Genomic DNA, 19,277 nt, shown 5'->3' with positions numbered 1-19,277 from the left:
CATTAGCGCTGAAAAATAAATAAGATTATTCGCTAATGATAAATTTTTAGTAAAAAAAAGCCATGACTAAGATCAGGAGCAACAAAAACCGTATTATTCTCCCCATGACCGGTTACCATTTCAGCTCCATCGGCAAGCACCGTCAACCGCCAAATGACATGATCATTATACCAAAGCTCCCCTGACGTTGTTCCATCATTTTGCCTTACGAAACTAACGTTGAGCTTGAAATTGGCTTGTTCAGCCTGCACAGGCGTAGTATAGAATAACGTCGATAATACAACAAGCAAAAATGCCACAATGAGTTCCCTTTTCATCGGAAATCCTCCTTCAATGCCAGCTTTGCTCATAATATATGTAGCTTTAGTTTCTTTATACATGCCATGTAATTAACTTACAGTTTGGATACATGAACCGGTGCATTTCAACCTCTATTTATCACAGACACGATGGCATAAGCGGCTATACCTTCCTTTTTACCTGCAAATCCTAAGCCCTCTGTTGTCGTTGCTTTTACATTGACTTGTTTAAAGCTTATGTTCAGTTGTTTGGCTATATTTTGATTCATTCGACTGATAAAAGGAGCCAACTTAGGCTGCTCAGCAACAATGGTTGCATCAATATTATAGACCTCATAAGCCTGGTCCTCAAGTAATGCATAAGCCCTGCCAAGCAGAACTAAACTAGATATTCCCTTATAAGCGGCATCCGAATCAGGAAAATGTTGACCAATATCGCCCATTCCCACAGCGCCTAGCAAAGCATCTGTAATAGCATGAAGCAAAACATCGGCATCAGAATGGCCTGCAAGCCCTGCATGATCGGGGATCGTTACACCGCCTAATATCAGCTTTCTAGCTTGGGAAAACGCATGAACATCATAACCAAAACCAACGCGCGGCGGAAGGGTTGGCGGAGCCAGCAAGGCTCTGGCCACTGTCATATCGCTCGGTGTCGTAATTTTAATATTTTCATACTTTCCTTCTACCATTACTACATTCACTCCCAATCTTTCCACGAGCGAAGCATCATCTGTACCTAAATATTGCTGTTCATCAGCCGTTCGGTAAGCAGCCTTAAGCAGTTTGGCTTCAAATACCTGTGGTGTTTGCACAGCCCATAGCTGCTTTCTGTCTGGCGTATGAACAATCCTGCCGTTTTGTACGCACTTAATTGTGTCTTTTACAGGAACACCCACAATAGCAGCCTGACACATTTCGGCAGTTTTGATTACTTTTTCAATTGTTTCCTCATCAATGAGAGGACGTGCACCATCATGAATGAATAATAATCCACTATCAGGAGCTACAGTTAAAGCATGAGCAATAGAATACTGTCTTTCACTGCCGCCAGCCACGACCTGACAAGGTTTGGTAAGTCTACATTGGCCTAAAATTTGCTCAATTTCTACTTTATCTTTAGGATCTGCTACAACGATCAGCTGATGAATCCATAACGAACGAGCTAATGTCTTTATGGTTTGGACAATAATGGAATCATGAAAAAGAGGAACAAATAACTTGTTCCTCTTTAAGCCCATTCGTTTTCCCTGACCGGCAGCAGCAATAATTGCTGTTACCATTTCAGTTCTCCTTTATCATGACTTGAATTACAGAGCTTTTTCAAAGGCTTTCATTTTCGCAAAAATCATTCGTCCTGCAGCAGTCTGAAGAACCGATGTGACTAACACTCCAATGGTATCGCCAATATGTTTTTTACCACCATCAACAACAATCATCGTTCCATCATCCAAATAAGCAACGCCTTGACCGTTTTCCTTGCCGTCTTTGACGATATGAACCACCATCTCTTCTCCAGGCAGTACAACCGGTTTCACAGCATTAGAGAGTTCGTTAATATTTAAAACTGACACACCTTGTAATTCCGCTACCTTATTCAAGTTATAATCATTCGTAATGACCTTGGCATGCAATAACTGACCTAACTTGACTAATTTAGCATCAACTTCCGTAACATCATCGAAATCATGATCATCAATTTGTACAAATAAACCCAGTTCTTTTTGCATGCGGTTCAAAATATCCAGTCCACGCCTACCACGATTCCGCTTCAATAAATCAGATGAATCAGCAATATGTTGTAATTCCTCAAGCACAAAATTCGGAATGAGCAGCGTACCTTCTATAAAACCGCTCTTACAAATATCCGCGATACGCCCATCAATAATGACACTCGTATCAAGTATTTTATAAGGATAGGAATCAGCTGTCTTTTCTTTTGATTTTTCACGGTTTACCCACGGAATACTCATAAATACAGCAACAAACTCATCGCGTTTACGAATGGCTATATTAATGCCCAAATAACCGAAAATAATACTTAACAAACCCGGTAAATATTTTCCAACAATCGGTAAAGGTAATAAGGCCGCTCCCAATAAATTGGAGATAATAAGGCCAATCGCTAATCCAATTGAGCCAGCTAATACATCATAGATAGGCATTTTATTCAACCGAGCTTCTACCCAATAAGTAAATTTCCAAAGATGTTTCATAAAATAGGGGGAAAGTAAAAATCCAATCATACCAAACAGTAAACCGCCGACAACAAATGTTAACAAAGTTGCTAAAGTAATCCCAAAAAAACCGTAATTCAAAAATTCCACATGAATCATACCCTGGAAAGATGGATACATCCGGTCTGTTAGTACTAAGCCACCCAATGCTGCGAGCACAGTAAAGGAAACCCGCAAAATTTTATCTAGCAAACATGAACACCTCCTTTCGACTACAAAACTTTTATTAGTCATTCCATTGGTATTATACCCCAAAAATGAGTCCTACATACAGTGAAAAACTAAAAAAGTCCCTAAAATATAGTGTATTCAGTATAGCAAAATAGATTTTTATTGTCAAATTCATCTATTGTAGCATAGGATTAAATTATTGTCAATTTTTTGCTTGCACGGGTGTTTATTGACAATTACCCTCTCACATCGATATAATAGATTTCAAAGTGAGGTGCACATGTTATGCCTGAAGATTGTTGCTTAGACTTCCAGTCTATTGTTGATGAATCTCTCGTCCGTCACCGTAGTGTCATTGATGTCATGACCAAGTATCAGGAAGCAACCACACGTATCAATCGAGCTTTAGCAAAAGCAGTAACTGAATGTGGTTGTATTTCGATCTCGGCACACAAACAACAGGTACCTGCCAATACGGAATTTAAAGATCTTAAAAATCATATGTTGACCCATCTGTCCGGTGAACCTTGTCCGGCCTGTAAAGAAATACTAGCCAAAGAAGTGGGTCACAGCTTGTTCTATTTGGCGGCCTTCTGCAATTTGACGGGACTTAAACTAGATGAAGTTATTCAACAAGAATGCAATAACATCAAAACATTGGGTGTCTATCATTTAACGTAATGGCATCTCGAATGGGTAAGCAATAAAAAGGCGACTTTTGTCGTCTTTTTTTATTTTTACATCAAAAACTCATTTTTTGGATTTTACATAAAGCAATAATCTATCGGATACGCTATCTTCTATACACAAGAAGTCTAAGTCGGTGGTGACAACATAAATGATAATGAAACTGTTCCTATTGTTTTTATCGCTGAATATCATAGCTATATTTCCGATAGCTATCGGAGCCAGTAACCCTTCAGACCCCGTTGAAGAAACAGATCAATACTTTACCCTCACAGATGAACAGGGGCAAGTGCTATTATTGACGGGTCTTACTGTACGGAAAGGCGATGCTTTTATTACAGAAGACAATCGTTATTATGAAGTCTTTTCCGTCAATGGAACACAAGCCACAGCCAAATATGTTAAAACAGTCCTAAGCGTCCCACCAATTAAGGCAGTAGCCGGAGAAACCAGTTTCACCCAACCACTGATAAGTATTTATCATACCCATACAGATGAATGCTATATTCCAACCGACGGTCAAGCTGCCATTGCTGGAAAAGGCAGCATCATGTCAGTAGGTGACGCATTTCAAACAAAGTTAACGGATCTTCATTACCAAGTTGACCATGATAAAACACTGCATGATCCCCACGATGCCAATGCCTATCAGCGTTCACGGCGCACATTTATGCGTCTTTTACAGCAACAACCTGTAGCACTATTTGATATTCATCGCGATAGCGCTCCCCTTGACATGTACAAATTCAATTTAAACGGCCAAGATTTAACCAAAATTTTATTAGTTGTAGGACGCGAAAATCAGAACATCAATACCACGCTTGATTATGCAAAAAACATTAAAAATGTCGCAGATCATCAATCTAAGGGACTAATCCGGGGAATTTTCATTGCCCACGGGAATTATAATCAGGACTTAAATCCCAAGGCAATGCTTGTTGAAGTGGGGACCCAATATAACAGTCTGGAACAAGCCCAACACTCGATTGCCTTATTCGCTGATCTTATTCCATCCCTTTTCGCCACGACTCCCCCAAGTCCACCGACTCCTCCTGAAACACCCGGCTCATCCGCTAATATTGAGCCTACTCCATTTGCAGATTCCCCCGCTCCACCAGTCATATCCCCCCTGTCATATGGTAAAGATATCCTGATTATGATTATTTTACTTATGCTTGGAATCATGGTTTACCTCTACCTAAGTACAGGCAACATCAAAGAAATGCTCGCTCGAATCCGACAATTTCGCGAAAAAGAATTTCTTAATCTCATGACCCGTCAGAAAAACAAATTACGTAAAAAACAGAAACCTTAAGGGAGAGGAAACTATGAAAAAAAAATACCTCCGATTCCTTATAATAAGTTTGTTCATCGGTGTGGGACTTACAGGAATCTTATTTTATTACACACCCTTAAGTTTTATGTCCGTCAAACAAAAAACCGAACAAGCACCACAAAAACTCTATGACTATTACCTGATTATTGATGAAAAGACCGGCAAAAGTCTCATGTATGTCCCCCTTGTAGTAAGTCCGGGCGATGAAGTCATTACGGAAGAAAATCAGCGGTTTCGAGTCATCAGATTAGAGGAAAATCGAGCCATTGCCCGTTATGTTGAAGATGTGGATTTAACTAAATATAAACAGAAATAAGCAAAGCTTATGAATTAAGTACTTCATCTCGTTTGTGAATATGAACATGCCCATCTGTACCATGTAAATGCAAATGATACCGCGGATCAATCAAATTCGCTGCTAATAAAATTTCACGATTCGTTAAAATGGCTTTGGGCGTATCGCTCGCAATAATCCGATGATTCTCACCTAGTACGACGACGCGATCCGCCAATTCTGGCACTGATTCCAGACAATGCGTCGCCAAAATAATTGTTTTCCCTGCTTGATTTAACTGATTGATTGTATCAATAATCCACCGCTGTGATTTCGGATCCAAGCCATTTGTCGGTTCATCGAAAATCAATACTTCAGGGTTCACAGCAAGAATGGCTGCAATCGCCACCTTCTTTTTTTCCCCACCACTCAGATGATGAGGGGAACAGTGAGAAAGTGACGAGATCCCTGTATAAGAAATCAATTCTTCTGCACGCTGCTTGGCATCAGAAAAGTTCATTCCCATAGCTAAAGGCCCAAACATAATTTCATCAAGTACACTCGTACAAAAGATTTGGACATCGGAATTTTGAAAAACGAACCCCACTTTCCGCCGGAAAGCCGTAGAAAATTGCCTGTCTTTCATCAATTGGAACTGAATTTTTTCTCCAAAAGCAGTCACTATACCTGAAGTGGCAAAGATTAACCCAGCTAATATCTTTTGCAGAGTTGACTTTCCACACCCATTGGGACCAAGCAGCATAACCCTTTCTTGTGCTGCTACTTGTAAGTTAATGTCTTCTAGGGCAATTTTTCCATCCTTATATTGGTAAGTAACATGTTCTAACGCATAAATAAGTGACTCAGACATAAAAAGTTCCTCCATAGGCACAAACACATAGCACCATAACTAAAAATAAAAAACAAATATCGTGCAACTTGAGCGGCACCCTTGGTTCAGCAATATATTCACCTGAATAGCCTCTTGACTGCATGGCATCATTAATTTCCTGACTATACTCCCATATCATGCGCAAAAAAGCCGCAATGGTTCCCCCAATCCAGGAAATCTTCGCTGATTGCGATTCCAATCCAACTAACCGGCTCCGCCGTCCCAGTAAATATTCCATAAATAGTAGCAAAAACATATAAATATACCGATAAGTCAAATCCAACACTGTAACAATTTCGCCAGGTAGCCCCAATTGAACAAAAGCCTTCGTTAAGAGTGACCAACGCGTCGTTTTAATCAATAAAGTAGCCAAACCCAAAGAAGCTCCCGCTCGTAGTAGCACGAAGGCAGCTGCTTTTACACCTTGTTTCGTAATGGCTAAATCATGATAAATAATATAGAGCGGCTCACCAGGTGTAACCCAATTGATGATCCCGGGTAGCACAGCAATACCTGCAAACAAACACGTCGGCAGCCAAATGCGAACACTCACAGCCTGTAATCCAAGACCTGATTGAAGGGCTACTCCGAATATCACTGCATTGAGCAAAAAAAGAAATGCCAAGCTTTTAGTTAAAGAGGCTGCAATCATTAAGGCAAGGAGACCAATAAATTTAACAGGTGCTTGAACACCTTGCAATAACCCCTGAGAACTACTAATCCTTGTAGCACAAGCATCTTCAGCCATAATCCTATTAATATGTTCTAAGGTCTTTTCCAAATAGTCCTTACATGACCAGCTATTTTTGTGTTTTGGCAAATCAGTAGAGGCTGTCTGCTGTAGCCAGATGGGAAGAGTAGCTGTTTTCATTTAAGATACCGGACTGTTTTTCTGATGAATAAGTAGCTTTGTAAAAATCATGCTCACGACATAAATCAACACAGAACCAACAAGTGCCGATAAGATATAACCAGCATATTCGCTCGCTAACCCTTCGCCTAAAAAATTCATATTATAATCAGGAAAAAGGGCTTGCCATATACCAGCTAATTTTTTCATGCCTTGCGGAATATAGCCAACCATATCCTGTAAATCGACGCTTCCCCATTCGCCCCATGCTGTCCCTTTCGTAAGCAGTCCTAGGGGCGAAAGAAAAGCCATAACAATCAAAATCCATCCAACGCATCGTTGCATTACCTTTCACCCTCCTTAGCGGTTTCAGTTGAAGTCATAATCAGATCAGCTGATTGACTGATAATAAATTTTAATGCCACTGCTGTAACAAGCCCCTCAACAACTCCTGCTACAGTAAGATGAGCAATCATCATAGCTGGAATCGTCACGTCAAACCCATAAGGACAATACAAGGGAGTCCCATCAGCCGCTTTAAACAATAAAGGTTGCAAACCAAATTCAATGGCAGCTGCCATTGCCGCAACATTCAAGCCACAATAACCGGCAATCGCACTCGCAAAGAATTGCCGCCTCGAACCGTTTACAGCCTGAGTGCTAAGCAAACGATACACTGCATAACCAATGAATGGAGCAATAAATGCCATATTAAATGTATTGGCACCAATAGCTAAGATACCACCATCCCCAAAAACAAGGGCTTGAATTACGAGGGCCACACTCATAGCAATGACAGCGGCCCAGGGACCTAAAACAATAGCAAGTAAAATAGCCCCTGTAGCATGAGCCGTCGTACCATCCGGTATGGGCACATTAAACATCATAATTAAAAAAGCAAACACAGCCCCCATAGAAATAAGGGGAATACGTGTCACATCCAAGGTTCGTTTCAATTTTGCTGAAGCACGATACCATATAGGAAGCATGACCGCTCCAAGTGTTAAACAAGTAGAAGGACTTAAATATCCATCTGGAATATGCATTTTCGTAAACCTCCTAATATATAACAAAAAAGCCACGTCAAGTCACCCTTATTTATAAGGAGCAACCTTCGTGGCAGCATCTCGCAATATAAAATTCTCCGAGTATCGAACCTAAATTTTGACCTTCTGATCAATTCAATACAAGCTTCATGCTCATATTCACTCTAAATTATAATTCTTCAACCCGTCAAATATTCCTGCTAAAGGAACTCAAAAGTTTTAATCAGCTCCTGTCAATCTAAAGCTGCATCTAAGCCTTCCTGAACCGTTTCCACTCCAACCAGCTTCATCCCTGTTTTAAGCAGCAACCCCTTTAAATTTCCCTGTGGCAAGATCATGCGCTTAAACCCCATTCTTTCTGCTTCCCGTATACGCGGTTCCACTTGCGTAACAGCCCGTACTTCACCTGCAAGACCAATTTCACCAAAGACAGCTGTATTGGCTGACGTTTGACAATTACGAAAGCTCGAAGCCAAAGCAACGGCAAGTCCTAAATCGATGGCAGGTTCATCAACATTAATCCCGCCTGCGACCTTCACATAAACATCAGCCGCACCAATGGACATACCTACCCGTTTTTCCAGCACAGCAAGCAACAATTGAATGCGTTTAATATCGACACCATCAGCCGCCCGGCGCGGCGGCATAAAGGACGAAGAACTGACAAGAGCCTGAACCTCCACTAGCAAGGGACGCGTTCCTTCTATCGTTGGCACAACAATACTGCCTGGCACATCCAAGGGACGTTCGGCGAGAAATATTTTCGACGCGTCAGGCACATCAATTAAGCCTTCATTACGCATCTCAAACAGACCCAATTCATTTGTACTGCCAAAACGATTTTTTATGGCCCGCAGAATACGGTATTGCGCATTGCGATCCCCCTCAAAATACAACACCGTATCCACAATATGTTCAAGTGTTCTCGGACCAGCCAGCGAACCGTCCTTGAGAACATGCCCGACAAGACAAGTCGCAATGAAATGGCTTTTAGCAAGTTTAAGCAATTGAACGGCACACTCTCGTACCTGACTAACGCTTCCGGGAGCACTGGATAGCTCTGGTTGAAAGATCGTTTGAATGGAATCAATGACAAGCAAACTGGGCTGTAATTTTAAAGCCTGCTGCTCAATGACTTCCAGATTCGTTTCACTCAGTACATATAAATGTTCATGAATTGCGCTGAGACGATCGGCCCGAAGTTTAATCTGCTGGGTACTTTCCTCCCCTGTAACATATAAAACTTTTCCGCCCTGCGCAGCTACATTCGAGCAGACCTTAATAGTCATACTCGACTTTCCAACGCCAGGATCTCCCACGATCATCGTTAAAGAACCAGGTAAAAGCCCCCCGCCAAGAACACGATTTAATTCGCCTGAACCCGTACTAAAGCGCGGTGTTTCTTCAACATTCACTTCCCCGATAGGCACGGGATTTTGACCACTTGATAACCCCAGTGACAACCCCCTGCGTGCAGCTGTTTCATGCTGAACAATCTCTTCTACCATACTATTCCAGGCACTACAGGCCGGACACTTTCCCAACCACTTTAACGACTCATGACCACACTCTTGACATACATAAACTGTTTTATTTTTAGCCAATGACTTTCTCTCCCTGCACAGTAAAACAAGCACTCTTCTTTTAGAGTGCTTGTTCGCTACTAAGTTGCTTCATTCCTGCTCTGATATTTGTTTTGCAAAAGTCAATTTGTTTTTTTTATCTATACCTACCTGCACTGTATCACCTTGTACGACAGTACGTTTTAACATCAATTCAGCTATTTCATCTTCAACCAGTTTTTGAATTGCACGTCGAAGCGGTCTGGCTCCATAGGCATCATCTTGCCCTTCTTTGACAAGTTTTTCTTTAGCATCAACACTTACAGCAAGCTTTAATCCATTGGGCTCTAGCCGTTTTTCAACATCTACAAGCATAATATCAACAATTTTCCCTAAATCTTCATTTGTCAGACGGTTAAAGACAATCAGCTCGTCGACTCTGTTCAAAAATTCCGGACGAAAAACACGTTTTACTTCTTCCAAAACCTGATTTTTCGTATGATCGTCTGCCTTTTGGGCTTCTTTGTTAGACGTAAATCCAAGCTGAGAATTTTCTTTGCGAAGATACTTAGCACCCACATTGGACGTCATAATAATCACGGTATTTTTAAAATCAACTGTACGCCCCTGACTGTCTGTAAGCCTTCCATCTTCAAGAACTTGTAATAAGATGTTAAATACATCATAATGCGCTTTTTCAATTTCATCAAGCAAAATCACTGCATAAGGCTTACGCCGAATTGCATCTGTCAGCTGACCGCCTTCCTCATAGCCTACATAACCAGGAGGCGCTCCAACTAAACGTGACACAGTATGTTTCTCCATGTACTCTGACATATCGAGACGAATCATGGCGTTTTCATCACCAAACATGGCTTCAGCCAAAGCCCTGGCAAGTTCTGTTTTCCCCACACCTGTGGGACCTAAGAAAATAAAGGAACCGATGGGGCGTTTGGGATCTTTGAGTCCGGCCCGCGCTCGTCGAACGGCTTTAGCCACAGCAGAAACAGCACTCTCTTGTCCAATCAGCCTTTTATGGATAAATTCTTCTAATTTGAGCAACCGTTCTGATTCAGCCTCAGCCAATTTACGAACAGGCACCCCTGTCCAGCTTGCCACAACTTCCGCAATATGATCGTCTGTTACTTCAATCAACTCGCTGCCTTGCTGTTTCCATACCTTTTGCTTTTCCTCTAATTCTTTGGCTAATTTTTTCTCTTCATCGCGTAGTCGCGCGGCTTGCTCAAATTCCTGGCCCGAAATAGCTGCTTCCTTTTCCATACGAATTCTTGCCATCTTTTTTTCAATCAGCGACAAATCAGGTGGCATCGATAACGACTGAATTCTAACGCGTGATGCCGCTTCATCCATTAAATCAATGGCTTTATCAGGCAAAAAACGGTCCGATATATACCGATCCGACAATTTCACAGCTGCCTCAATAGCCTCATCCGTAATTTTCGCTCGATGAAAAGCCTCATATTTATCACGAATACCCTTTAAGATTAAAATAGCGTCTTCCATCGTAGGTTCGCCGACTTGAATAGGCTGAAACCGCCGCTCAAGGGCTGCATCTTTCTCAATGTGCTTTTTATACTCATCAAGCGTAGTGGCACCAATAGCTTGTAATTCTCCCCGCGCTAACGCCGGTTTTAAAATATTCGCCGCATCAATAGCCCCTTCGGCAGCTCCAGCGCCAATTAAGGTATGCATTTCATCAATGAACAAAATAATATTACCTGCCTGATGAATTTCCTCAATCACCTTTTTGAGGCGTTCCTCAAATTCACCACGATATTTAGAACCTGCTACAAGGGAGGCCATATTAAGAGAAATGACGCGCTTCTCCTTCAACAGCTCAGGCACTTTGCCTTCCACAATTCTCCCGGCCAATCCTTCAGCAATGGCTGTCTTGCCTACACCAGGCTCACCAATCAAGACAGGATTATTCTTGGTACGACGACTTAGAATCTGGATGACACGCTCAATCTCTTTATCACGACCAATGACAGGATCGATTTTTCCGGCCTGAACAAGCTTGTTTAAATCGCGGCCAAACTCGTCTAAAGACGGTGTCGCACTATTTTGACTGCCATCTGTTCCTTTCACCCCTGCTCCTTGACTACCTGAGCCATATCCGCCTAATAACTTTAACACTTGCTCACGCACTACACCAAGATCAGCGCCCATACTCATAAGTACCTGAGCGGCAATACCTTCGCTTTCACGGATGAGTCCTAAAAGTAAATGTTCCGTACCTATATAGTTATGTTGAAGCCCTTGGGCTTCAGCGATAGAAAGTTCCAGTACATGCATAGCTCTAGGCGTATAACTCACTTCTTCATCATGACTGTCTCCCGTACCAATAGCCATAGCAATTTGCTGACGAATCATATCCGCCTGAATATCTAGCGATACAAGTACCTTTGCTGCAATACCTGAGCCTTCATCAATAAGCCCTAAGAGCAAATGCTCCGTACCCACATAATCATGACCAAAATTCTGTGCTTCTTTTTGCGCCAAAAGCAATACTTGTTTAGCCCGTTCTGTAAAGCGATTTAACATCATTCATCTCCTCCTTGTTCTCTGTACGTAAGTTTTTCCCGAATAATTTTCGCCCGAACTGTATCGCGTGTCACTGCATCCATGTCCTTTGTCCCCGCAAGATTTGCCATATAATGAGGACGCGTTGTAACAAGCAGTTCATTATAGATTTCAGGAGCTAAGCCCGTAATAATACCCAAATCAATTCCCAGGCGAACCTCACTGAGCCTACCTAGAGCTTCCTGTCCAGACATAGTCTGAGCATAACGCAAGACACCGTAAGATCGCCAAATACGATCAGCCACAGCCACCTTGGATTGCTCAACAAGCAACTTGCGCGCTGCCCTTTCTTGCTCAACAAATTGCAGTACCACACCATTTAGACTATCGACAATCTCTTCTTCTGTATAACCTAGCGTCAGCTGATTGGATATTTGAAAAACATTTCCGATGGCCTCTGTCCCTTCACCATAAAAACCACGCACAGCCAATCCAAGTTGCGTAGCAGCACTAATAATCCGGCTAATTTGTTTAGTAATCACTAAGGCGGGTAAATGAAGCATACAGGAAGCACGCATTCCTGTACCCACATTCGTTGGACAAGCTGTTAAATAACCCAGCTGCTCACTAAAAGCAAATGTTAAACTTTCTTCTAACAAGTCGTCAATCTTATTGGCGCTGCTAAGAGCTGACTTTAAATCCAGACCGGATTCCAGGCATTGAATACGTAGATGATCCTCTTCATTAACCATAATGCTCACAGCACCATCTTGCCTGACAAACACAGCGCGATGAAGGGCATTATTTACTAAATTGGGACTAATCAAATGTTTCTCAACAAGCACACTTTGTTCTAGTTGGGATAACTCATCCATTTCAATTAAGTCATAATGCTGCCCTACAACTTCAAACGCTGGCTGAACCTGACGAATTTTTTCCACTACTGACGATAACTCTTTTCCGTAATTACGATTTGGAAAAGGAACGCCTTCAAGATTACGAGCCAGTCGCACGCGACTGGAAAGAATAATATCTCCTTCCGGACCGCCGCCTCTCATCCACGGTTGAAGAGGATCAGAAAACAGTTTATTCACCCTTATCATCCCCTTTCTGCTTTACTTTCACTTTTTCTAAAGAACGAATTTCATCCCGTATTTTAGCAGCATTCTCATATTCTTCTTTTTCTATTGCCTTTTCCAGCAACTGTCTCAGCCGTTTCAACTGTTGCTTAGCTTCAAGTACTTCACCACTGCGGTGCGGTACCTTCCCTGTATGAGCACTCGTACCATGAATACGCCGAATAACTGTTTCCAGTTCGGATGAAAATGTTTTATAACAAGTACTGCAGCCAATTTTTCCACTACGACTAAAATCTTGATAAGTCATCCCACAATCAGGACAAGCTACTGTCGTTGGAGGTTCTTCATGCGAAATATGATGAAACATACCCTTTAAAAAATCCTGCACAGTAAATGATTGGGGATTCACTGCAAAAACCATTAAGCCTGCCGAATTGGCACAAACTTCACATAAATTTTGTTCAATTTTTTGGTTATTCATAATTTTAATGACATGCACTGTTGCCTGTCGTTTTTTACACTCATCACATAACATAGTGTCACTCCCTATCTGCTAAGACTGCTTGGCCAGCACAAGTAATACCGAACGAAGTAGTTCTACTCGATCTTCCGGCCGGACCGTTTCATAAAAAATCGAAAAAAAGTATTCAATAAGGGCCGCTTCACGCTGCGTAATAAAGCGCTGCTCTTTCAATCGTTCCACTAAACCGAGTGCTTCCTCATAAGTACAGCCTTCTTCATCTGTTTCATCTGTTTGGTGATGAACAATTTCTTCTAGTGGTAAGCGAGCAATACGGACAAAACCACCTGAACCGCGCCGGGATTCTACGATAAAACCACGTTCAATAGTAAAACGGGTACTTAAGACATAACTTACTTGAGACGGAGCGCATTCGATCCAACCGGCAAGTTCATTTCGACGTAAAATCAATATATCATCTTTTTGGCTAGACAATTTCTTCAAGATAAATTGCTCAATCATGTCGGCCACATTTCCCACAAAAACCACCCCCACTCCGCCAAAGTGTAGTTTGACCTTTACTGACCTTTTCTCTTATTTTATTTGACCTTTTGACTTTTAACAACAGGCCATTTCCTTGAAAATAGCCTGTTAGGTAGTATAAAAGATGTTTTTACAACTTTATGCCTATGAAAGATAGAAAATCGACGAATATCAGCTATTGACGTTTTAAAACACCTGTACAGCTAAAAATTTCAAGTAATGAGTCTCAGGAATAGCAGGTAAAATCGGATGATCTTTAGCCTGCGTACGATATTCCACTTCACGAATGGTGCGATGGGCGTCGCAAGCAGCCACTAAAACAATGTCACGAAACAGCTCGCGATCCATGTGAAAGGAACAAGAACAAGTAATAAGAAAACCGCCAGGCTTAACAAGTTTCAAGCCTTGTAAATTAATTTCCTTATAGCCGCGAATAGCCCCTTCAATAGCACTTTTACTTTTCGTAAAAGCTGGTGGATCAAGAATAACAACATCATAACTTTGCGCCTTAGCCGAAGGGGAGCGCAAATAATCAAAAGCATTAGCGACCATAAACGTACAGGACTCTTCTACCTGATTAAGGACAGCATTATGGCGAGCTAAGCCAATGGCCTCTTCTGAAATATCAATACTCGTAACATGGCTTGCACCATATTTTGCAGCATGTATAGCAAAAGAACCGGTATTACAAAAACAGTCCAAAACATTTTTGCCCTGAACAATATTTTTTAAAACTGTTCGATTTTCTCGCTGATCATAAAAAAATCCTGTCTTTTGACCTGTGACCACATTGGTCTCAAATAAAAAACCATTTTCTTTGACAATCAAAACTGGATCAAAATTTCCTTTGAGATAGCCTGTAGTAAGTGGCAATCCTTCCAATTTACGAACAGAAACATCATTGCGTTCATAAATACCGATAGGATGAAACAATTCCTCTAAAATAGCCACAATAGTTGCTTTATGTATATCCATGCCTAAAGCAAGTGTCTGCAATACAAAAATATCACCAAACTTATCAATAATAAGTCCAGGTAGAAAGTCGGCTTCGCTATAAACCAAACGACAATATTCAGGTTCCTGTAAAAATTGCTGACGATAATTCCACGCCGTAAGGATACGCTGTTTAAAAAACTCGGCATCAATCTTCTCAGCCTTCCTTGTAAGAATCCTGACAATAATCTGTGACTTGGGGTTAATATAACCGCGCCCAACAAAAACGTGCCGCGCTGTATAAACATCTACAATATCACCAGGCTCAAACTCACTGTCGATATAATCAATTTCATTTTGAAATATCCAAGCATGTCCCTCTTCTACCCGGTGCGTCCCACCCTTGCGAAGAACAACACGGGGAATCTTCATACCTTCTTCATCATCAGTCGAAACCATCACAGGAACTTCATTTATTTCACTTTTTTTCTTCTTACCCATGCGGGCCTCCTTCTATTACCTACCCATTTTAGTTTACCCGATAACAAGCTTCCGCATTCACCCGCGTAAGCGTGAAACAAGGGGCTTGCCAGCCCCTTGTTTCATTGATTAATATTCTGCTAGGATTTTCTTACCAAAGGCTACACCATAATCAAAGCATTTTTGCAATTCACTTTTATCAGCTTTCCACTTAATAAATAAACTTGAATCATGTAAGTCGAACTGAGTCTTTTTCAGCAGGTCCTCAATATCAGATTGAGCACCGCCGGCCCAACCATAAGTACCAAAAGCACCAGCCAAACGCTTACCAAGGGGATTCAAGCCTTTCAGATAAATCAACATGGATCCCACTAAAGGAATGACACTGTTATTTAGCGTCGATGAACCAATAAGAACTCCCTTTGCTTCTAAAATATCCCTCGCCATATCACTGCGCTCCGATGTGGCTGTCCGATAAAGCTTGACAGTCACTCCAGTAGAAGCAATCCCATCCAGAATCTGCCTAGCCATACTATCTGTTGCACCCCACATAGTGTCATAAATAATAACAACCTTGTTCTCCGTATGGCCCTTACCCCACTTTTCATAATTCGCTAAAATCTCCGCTTGATGCGTACGCCACACGACACCGTGACTTGGCGCAATGAGCTTAATGTCTAAACTGCGCACAGCCTCAACAGCCCTGCCAACGAGTTTACTATAAGGCATTAAAATATTGGCATAATACTTGCTCGCTTCATAAAGGACTGTAGCAATATCGTTTTCATCGTCAAATAACTTTGATGAACAATAATGCTGACCAAAAGCGTCATTAGAAAACAGAATTTTTTCACCATCTAAATAGCTAGCCATGGAATCAGGCCAATGCAGCATAGGAAGGGGAACAAAATGCAGCTTGTTTTTTCCCAAATCCAACACATCACCTTGTTTGACAACCTGAAAATTATACTCTGTCTGGTAATGTTTTAACACTTCTGCTTTTCCCTGAGCTGTTAAAATAATTTTTGCCTTCGTCGCCAATTTCATAATTTCCGGCAAAGAACCAGAATGGTCCGGTTCCACATGATTCGTCACAACATAATCAATATCAGCAATATTGACAATCTCAGAAATTCTTTCGATCAATTCTGCCGCATAAGGCGCCTTCACCGTATCAATAAGACAAATTTTTTCATCAACAATCAAATAAGCATTGTAAGTAACACCACCTGGTGTCGTATAACCATGAAAATCGCGCAAATTCCAATCAACAGAACCAACAGAATAAACTCCTGGTGCTAGTTTTACTTGATTCACAATAAACCACTCCCTACCAAAATTAACATATTATCCTGGACAACTTATTACTATCTTACAACAAATTACCTGCACCTGCCAACACTTCTTTTGCTTCTTCCATCAGATTCTTGACAATCTGATCAGCCGGTTCAATCTTTTTAAGTCCCAACAAACTTTGTCCGGCTTGCATCATGCCATTTACTACATCACCGTCAACAGCTGCGAGACGATTCGTTCCTGTTGCAAGCTTTTCCAGATCCTCTTGGAGCGCATGAGTCTTTTCTAAAGCTATAAATTTTTCTGTAAAGGGATTTTTTAGCCCCCGCACAGAATGACCGATAGAATAACCCGTAATGACACTGTCAGTATCAACAGCTTCAATAAGCTTTTGTTTCATATTGTCATGAGCAGCACATTCTGCTGCAAGTAAAAATCTTGTCCCAATTTGAACACCTGCTGCCCCCATAACAAGCGCTGCAGCTACTCCACGTCCATCAGCAATCCCTCCCGCTACAATAACAGGAATACGGACAAGCGGAATAATTTGTGTCATTAATGCCATCGTGGTAATACTACCGATATGTCCACCTGCTTCCATTCCTTCAATAACCATAGCATCCGCACCTTCATCCTCAACGCGCTTCGCTAATTTTGCATTAGGCACTACAGGAATCTTTAAAATACCTGCCTGCTGAAAAGATTTAAAATATGGAATGGGGTTGCCGGCGCCAAGCGTAACAAAAACCACCTTTTCCTCACAAATGACTGCCACTAATTCATCTTTATTCGGTGCCATAAGTTGAACATTGACACCAAAAGGTTTATTAGTCAAGCTCTTAGCCAAACGAATTTGATCTTTTACCCACTGGGCATTTCGGCCCCCTGTGGCAATAATTCCAGCTCCGCCAGCTTCTGACACCGCCGCCGCCAACTTTCCATCGGATATCCAGGCCATAGCCCCTTGTAATATTGGATAATGGATACTCAGAATTTCCATTAATTTTGTTTGCATGATGAAACACCCCTTTTTAGTTCCTTCGTACATATTGTACTATTTTAGACAAAACTAATCAATAAATATTATTTGTTAGTAAAAAATAGTTTTAAAATTGTACTTTATGTAAATAAGCACCATCCTTTCAATAGAACTTTACAATTGCCTTGTGAAGCCCTATAATGAAGTATTATATACTACAATAGTTTCACAGAATCATCAAGCCCTGCTTTTATATTCTCGCGTTGGAATGTAAAATATCCATAAAAATACTTGTAAAGGGGCGATTGCAGTTGAAATCAATCGGAAAACACATTACCGTAGATATGTATGGCTGTAGTTATTCCAGCTTAAATAATATGGATTTTATAAAAAATGCCATGATAGCAGCCATAAAGGACGCTAATATGACACTTCTCAATTTATCCTATCATAAATTCGAACCACAAGGTGTAACGGCGCTAGCTTTATTAGGTGAAAGTCATATGAGTATTCACACCTATCCAGAACTCGGTTATGCAGCTATTGATGTATTTACCTGCGGTGAATACAGTTGTCCTGACAAAGCCGTACGCACTTTAAAAAAATATTTGCATCCAGATAAAATGAAAACAACAAATATCAAGCGTGGCGATTTTGGCTCTGAACACGATATGAAGCCAAAAATCAAAGTCACCATTGCTCCTTTACGTCGCGTACGCAACACGGGAGCTAAGATGCTAAATATTTTTTCCAAAGCAAAATAAAGTAATTAAAATTTAAATGTCTATTCCTCCGCGCAGTAACTCATTTGTTACAGCTCCAGCGCGAAGGATTTTTTTTTAGAATTTCTTGTAAAGTAGACATTGATTTGCTATCCTGAGCAAGCTGAATCACACTGAACGGTCTTCTCCATAAATTGCACTTATATGCGCACATAAAACAAAAACAGCACTCACAAGTGAGTGCTATTTTCTAAACTGGCAACTATCTATCCTCCCAGGCCTTACCGAGCGCTTTGCCATCCATGGCGCGCTCGGCACTAGGCCATCCGTGGCCGTCGCAAGTACTTTCGGCGTATGCGGGCTTAACTTCTGTGTTCGGTAGTGGAACAGGTGGATTCCCTTAGCATAGCCCCGGTTGTTTCGGCCAGCTCATCTGCGTCACTTCCACTTCACGCTTCGCTTCTTTATTCGCGTACATCCAGTACGCTCATTGCAGTCGCTCGTTTCCGCCTAGCATCTGAACTACCCGAAACAACCTCTCCTATAAAGTTTATTTTGATTTCACTATAACGCAAAAAGGCCACTTCATTACGAAGTGGTCTTTTTATTAAATCAGCAACTCCCTATCCTCCCAGGCCGTTTCCAACCAAGTACTTTCGGCGTATGCGGGCTTAACTTCTGTGTTCGGTATGGGAACAGGTGGAACCCCGCAGCTATCGTCACTAAATTAGAGAAAGTCTTGCTCTCTCAAAACTATACAGAAGAAGAAGTTTTACTTAATGTACTTTAGAATCTTATCATTTCGGCTTTTTTAAGTCAAGCCCTCGGCCTATTAGTACCAGTCAGCTCCAGCAATCACTCGCCTTCCACACCTGGCCTATCAACCT

The 19,277-nt window shown here is 41.4% G+C and carries 19 protein-coding genes and 1 rRNA gene; 4 read left to right on the top strand and 16 right to left on the bottom strand.

The window, feature by feature from the left end:
• Window positions 1-32: 32 nt before the first annotated feature.
• From Ga0466249_RS13120 to Ga0466249_RS13110, 3 genes are all read right to left on the bottom strand, one after another.
• Complete coding sequence (locus Ga0466249_RS13120) at window positions 33-317, bottom strand: hypothetical protein (protein ID WP_215829920.1); 285 nt, start codon at window positions 315-317, stop codon at window positions 33-35.
• A 107-nt stretch (window positions 318-424) separates the two neighbouring features.
• Window positions 425-1,582: a 2-C-methyl-D-erythritol 4-phosphate cytidylyltransferase gene (ispD, locus tag Ga0466249_RS27205; RefSeq protein WP_215829919.1), complete on the bottom strand. Its 1,158-nt coding sequence runs from the start codon at window positions 1,580-1,582 to the stop codon at window positions 425-427.
• 27 nt (window positions 1,583-1,609) lie between these two features.
• Window positions 1,610-2,728 carry a PIN/TRAM domain-containing protein gene (locus Ga0466249_RS13110; RefSeq protein ID WP_246588712.1) on the bottom strand — a complete coding sequence of 373 codons (1,119 nt, stop codon included), beginning with the start codon at window positions 2,726-2,728 and terminating at the stop codon, window positions 1,610-1,612.
• 264 nt (window positions 2,729-2,992) lie between these two features.
• On the opposite strand from Ga0466249_RS13110, the gene Ga0466249_RS13105 reads away from it, so the two are divergent.
• The 3 genes from Ga0466249_RS13105 (at window position 2,993) to Ga0466249_RS13095 (ending at window position 5,046) form a co-directional block, all read left to right on the top strand.
• A complete protein-coding gene (locus Ga0466249_RS13105) occupies window positions 2,993-3,388 on the top strand; it encodes a nucleoside triphosphate pyrophosphohydrolase family protein (protein WP_215829917.1) in 396 nt (131 codons plus the stop codon).
• Between the two features lie 157 nt (window positions 3,389-3,545).
• Window positions 3,546-4,709 carry a stage II sporulation protein P gene (spoIIP, locus tag Ga0466249_RS13100; protein WP_246588711.1) on the top strand — a complete coding sequence of 388 codons (1,164 nt, stop codon included), beginning with the start codon at window positions 3,546-3,548 and terminating at the stop codon, window positions 4,707-4,709.
• A 13-nt stretch (window positions 4,710-4,722) separates the two neighbouring features.
• Window positions 4,723-5,046 carry a stage II sporulation protein P gene (locus Ga0466249_RS13095; RefSeq protein ID WP_215829916.1) on the top strand — a complete coding sequence of 108 codons (324 nt, stop codon included), beginning with the start codon at window positions 4,723-4,725 and terminating at the stop codon, window positions 5,044-5,046.
• Between the two features lie 7 nt (window positions 5,047-5,053).
• Here Ga0466249_RS13095 and Ga0466249_RS13090 read toward each other — a convergent pair whose 3' ends face one another.
• The 12 genes from Ga0466249_RS13090 to Ga0466249_RS13035 form a co-directional block, all read right to left on the bottom strand.
• Window positions 5,054-5,875 carry an energy-coupling factor ABC transporter ATP-binding protein gene (locus Ga0466249_RS13090; protein ID WP_215829915.1) on the bottom strand — a complete coding sequence of 274 codons (822 nt, stop codon included), beginning with the start codon at window positions 5,873-5,875 and terminating at the stop codon, window positions 5,054-5,056.
• Entirely contained in the window at window positions 5,868-6,767 is a 900-nt protein-coding gene (locus tag Ga0466249_RS13085) for an energy-coupling factor transporter transmembrane component T family protein (RefSeq protein ID WP_215829914.1), read from the bottom strand. The genes Ga0466249_RS13090 and Ga0466249_RS13085 overlap by 8 nt, the downstream gene beginning before the upstream one ends.
• A complete protein-coding gene (locus Ga0466249_RS13080) occupies window positions 6,768-7,091 on the bottom strand; it encodes a PDGLE domain-containing protein (RefSeq protein ID WP_215829913.1) in 324 nt (107 codons plus the stop codon).
• Window positions 7,091-7,792 carry a cobalt transporter CbiM gene (gene cbiM / locus Ga0466249_RS13075; protein ID WP_215829912.1) on the bottom strand — a complete coding sequence of 234 codons (702 nt, stop codon included), beginning with the start codon at window positions 7,790-7,792 and terminating at the stop codon, window positions 7,091-7,093. The genes Ga0466249_RS13080 and cbiM overlap by 1 nt, the downstream gene beginning before the upstream one ends.
• A gap of 233 nt (window positions 7,793-8,025) precedes the next feature.
• Window positions 8,026-9,396, bottom strand: coding sequence for a DNA repair protein RadA (gene radA, locus Ga0466249_RS13070; RefSeq protein WP_215829911.1), 1,371 nt, complete (start codon window positions 9,394-9,396; stop codon window positions 8,026-8,028).
• Window positions 9,397-9,465: 69 nt separating this feature from the next.
• A complete protein-coding gene (locus Ga0466249_RS13065; protein WP_215830074.1) occupies window positions 9,466-11,919 on the bottom strand; it encodes an ATP-dependent Clp protease ATP-binding subunit in 2,454 nt (817 codons plus the stop codon).
• Window positions 11,919-13,001 carry a protein arginine kinase gene (locus tag Ga0466249_RS13060; protein ID WP_215829910.1) on the bottom strand — a complete coding sequence of 361 codons (1,083 nt, stop codon included), beginning with the start codon at window positions 12,999-13,001 and terminating at the stop codon, window positions 11,919-11,921. The genes Ga0466249_RS13065 and Ga0466249_RS13060 overlap by 1 nt, the downstream gene beginning before the upstream one ends.
• Entirely contained in the window at window positions 12,985-13,512 is a 528-nt protein-coding gene (locus Ga0466249_RS13055) for a UvrB/UvrC motif-containing protein (RefSeq protein ID WP_215829909.1), read from the bottom strand. Before Ga0466249_RS13055 ends, Ga0466249_RS13060 begins: the two co-directional genes overlap by 17 nt.
• 18 nt (window positions 13,513-13,530) lie before the next feature.
• Window positions 13,531-13,977, bottom strand: coding sequence for a CtsR family transcriptional regulator (locus Ga0466249_RS13050; protein ID WP_215829908.1), 447 nt, complete (start codon window positions 13,975-13,977; stop codon window positions 13,531-13,533).
• Between the two features lie 189 nt (window positions 13,978-14,166).
• Window positions 14,167-15,414: a class I SAM-dependent rRNA methyltransferase gene (locus Ga0466249_RS13045; RefSeq protein WP_246588709.1), complete on the bottom strand. Its 1,248-nt coding sequence runs from the start codon at window positions 15,412-15,414 to the stop codon at window positions 14,167-14,169.
• A gap of 108 nt (window positions 15,415-15,522) precedes the next feature.
• The gene (locus Ga0466249_RS13040; protein WP_312889772.1) at window positions 15,523-16,710 is read right to left on the bottom strand and encodes an FprA family A-type flavoprotein; all 1,188 of its coding nucleotides are present in this window, start codon (window positions 16,708-16,710) and stop codon (window positions 15,523-15,525) included.
• Between the two features lie 55 nt (window positions 16,711-16,765).
• Complete coding sequence (locus Ga0466249_RS13035) at window positions 16,766-17,704, bottom strand: nitronate monooxygenase (protein WP_215829907.1); 939 nt, start codon at window positions 17,702-17,704, stop codon at window positions 16,766-16,768.
• A gap of 275 nt (window positions 17,705-17,979) precedes the next feature.
• On the opposite strand from Ga0466249_RS13035, the gene speD reads away from it, so the two are divergent.
• Window positions 17,980-18,432, top strand: coding sequence for an adenosylmethionine decarboxylase (speD, locus tag Ga0466249_RS13030; RefSeq protein ID WP_246588708.1), 453 nt, complete (start codon window positions 17,980-17,982; stop codon window positions 18,430-18,432).
• Between the two features lie 568 nt (window positions 18,433-19,000).
• Here the strand turns inward: speD and rrf are convergent.
• A 5S ribosomal RNA gene (gene rrf, locus Ga0466249_RS13025) occupies window positions 19,001-19,117 on the bottom strand.
• Window positions 19,118-19,277 lie beyond the last annotated feature (160 nt).

Source organism: Pelorhabdus rhamnosifermentans (assembly GCF_018835585.1).
Taxonomy (GTDB): domain Bacteria; phylum Bacillota; class Negativicutes; order UMGS1260; family UMGS1260; genus Pelorhabdus; species Pelorhabdus rhamnosifermentans.
This window is presented reverse-complemented; position numbering and strand designations above follow the sequence as displayed.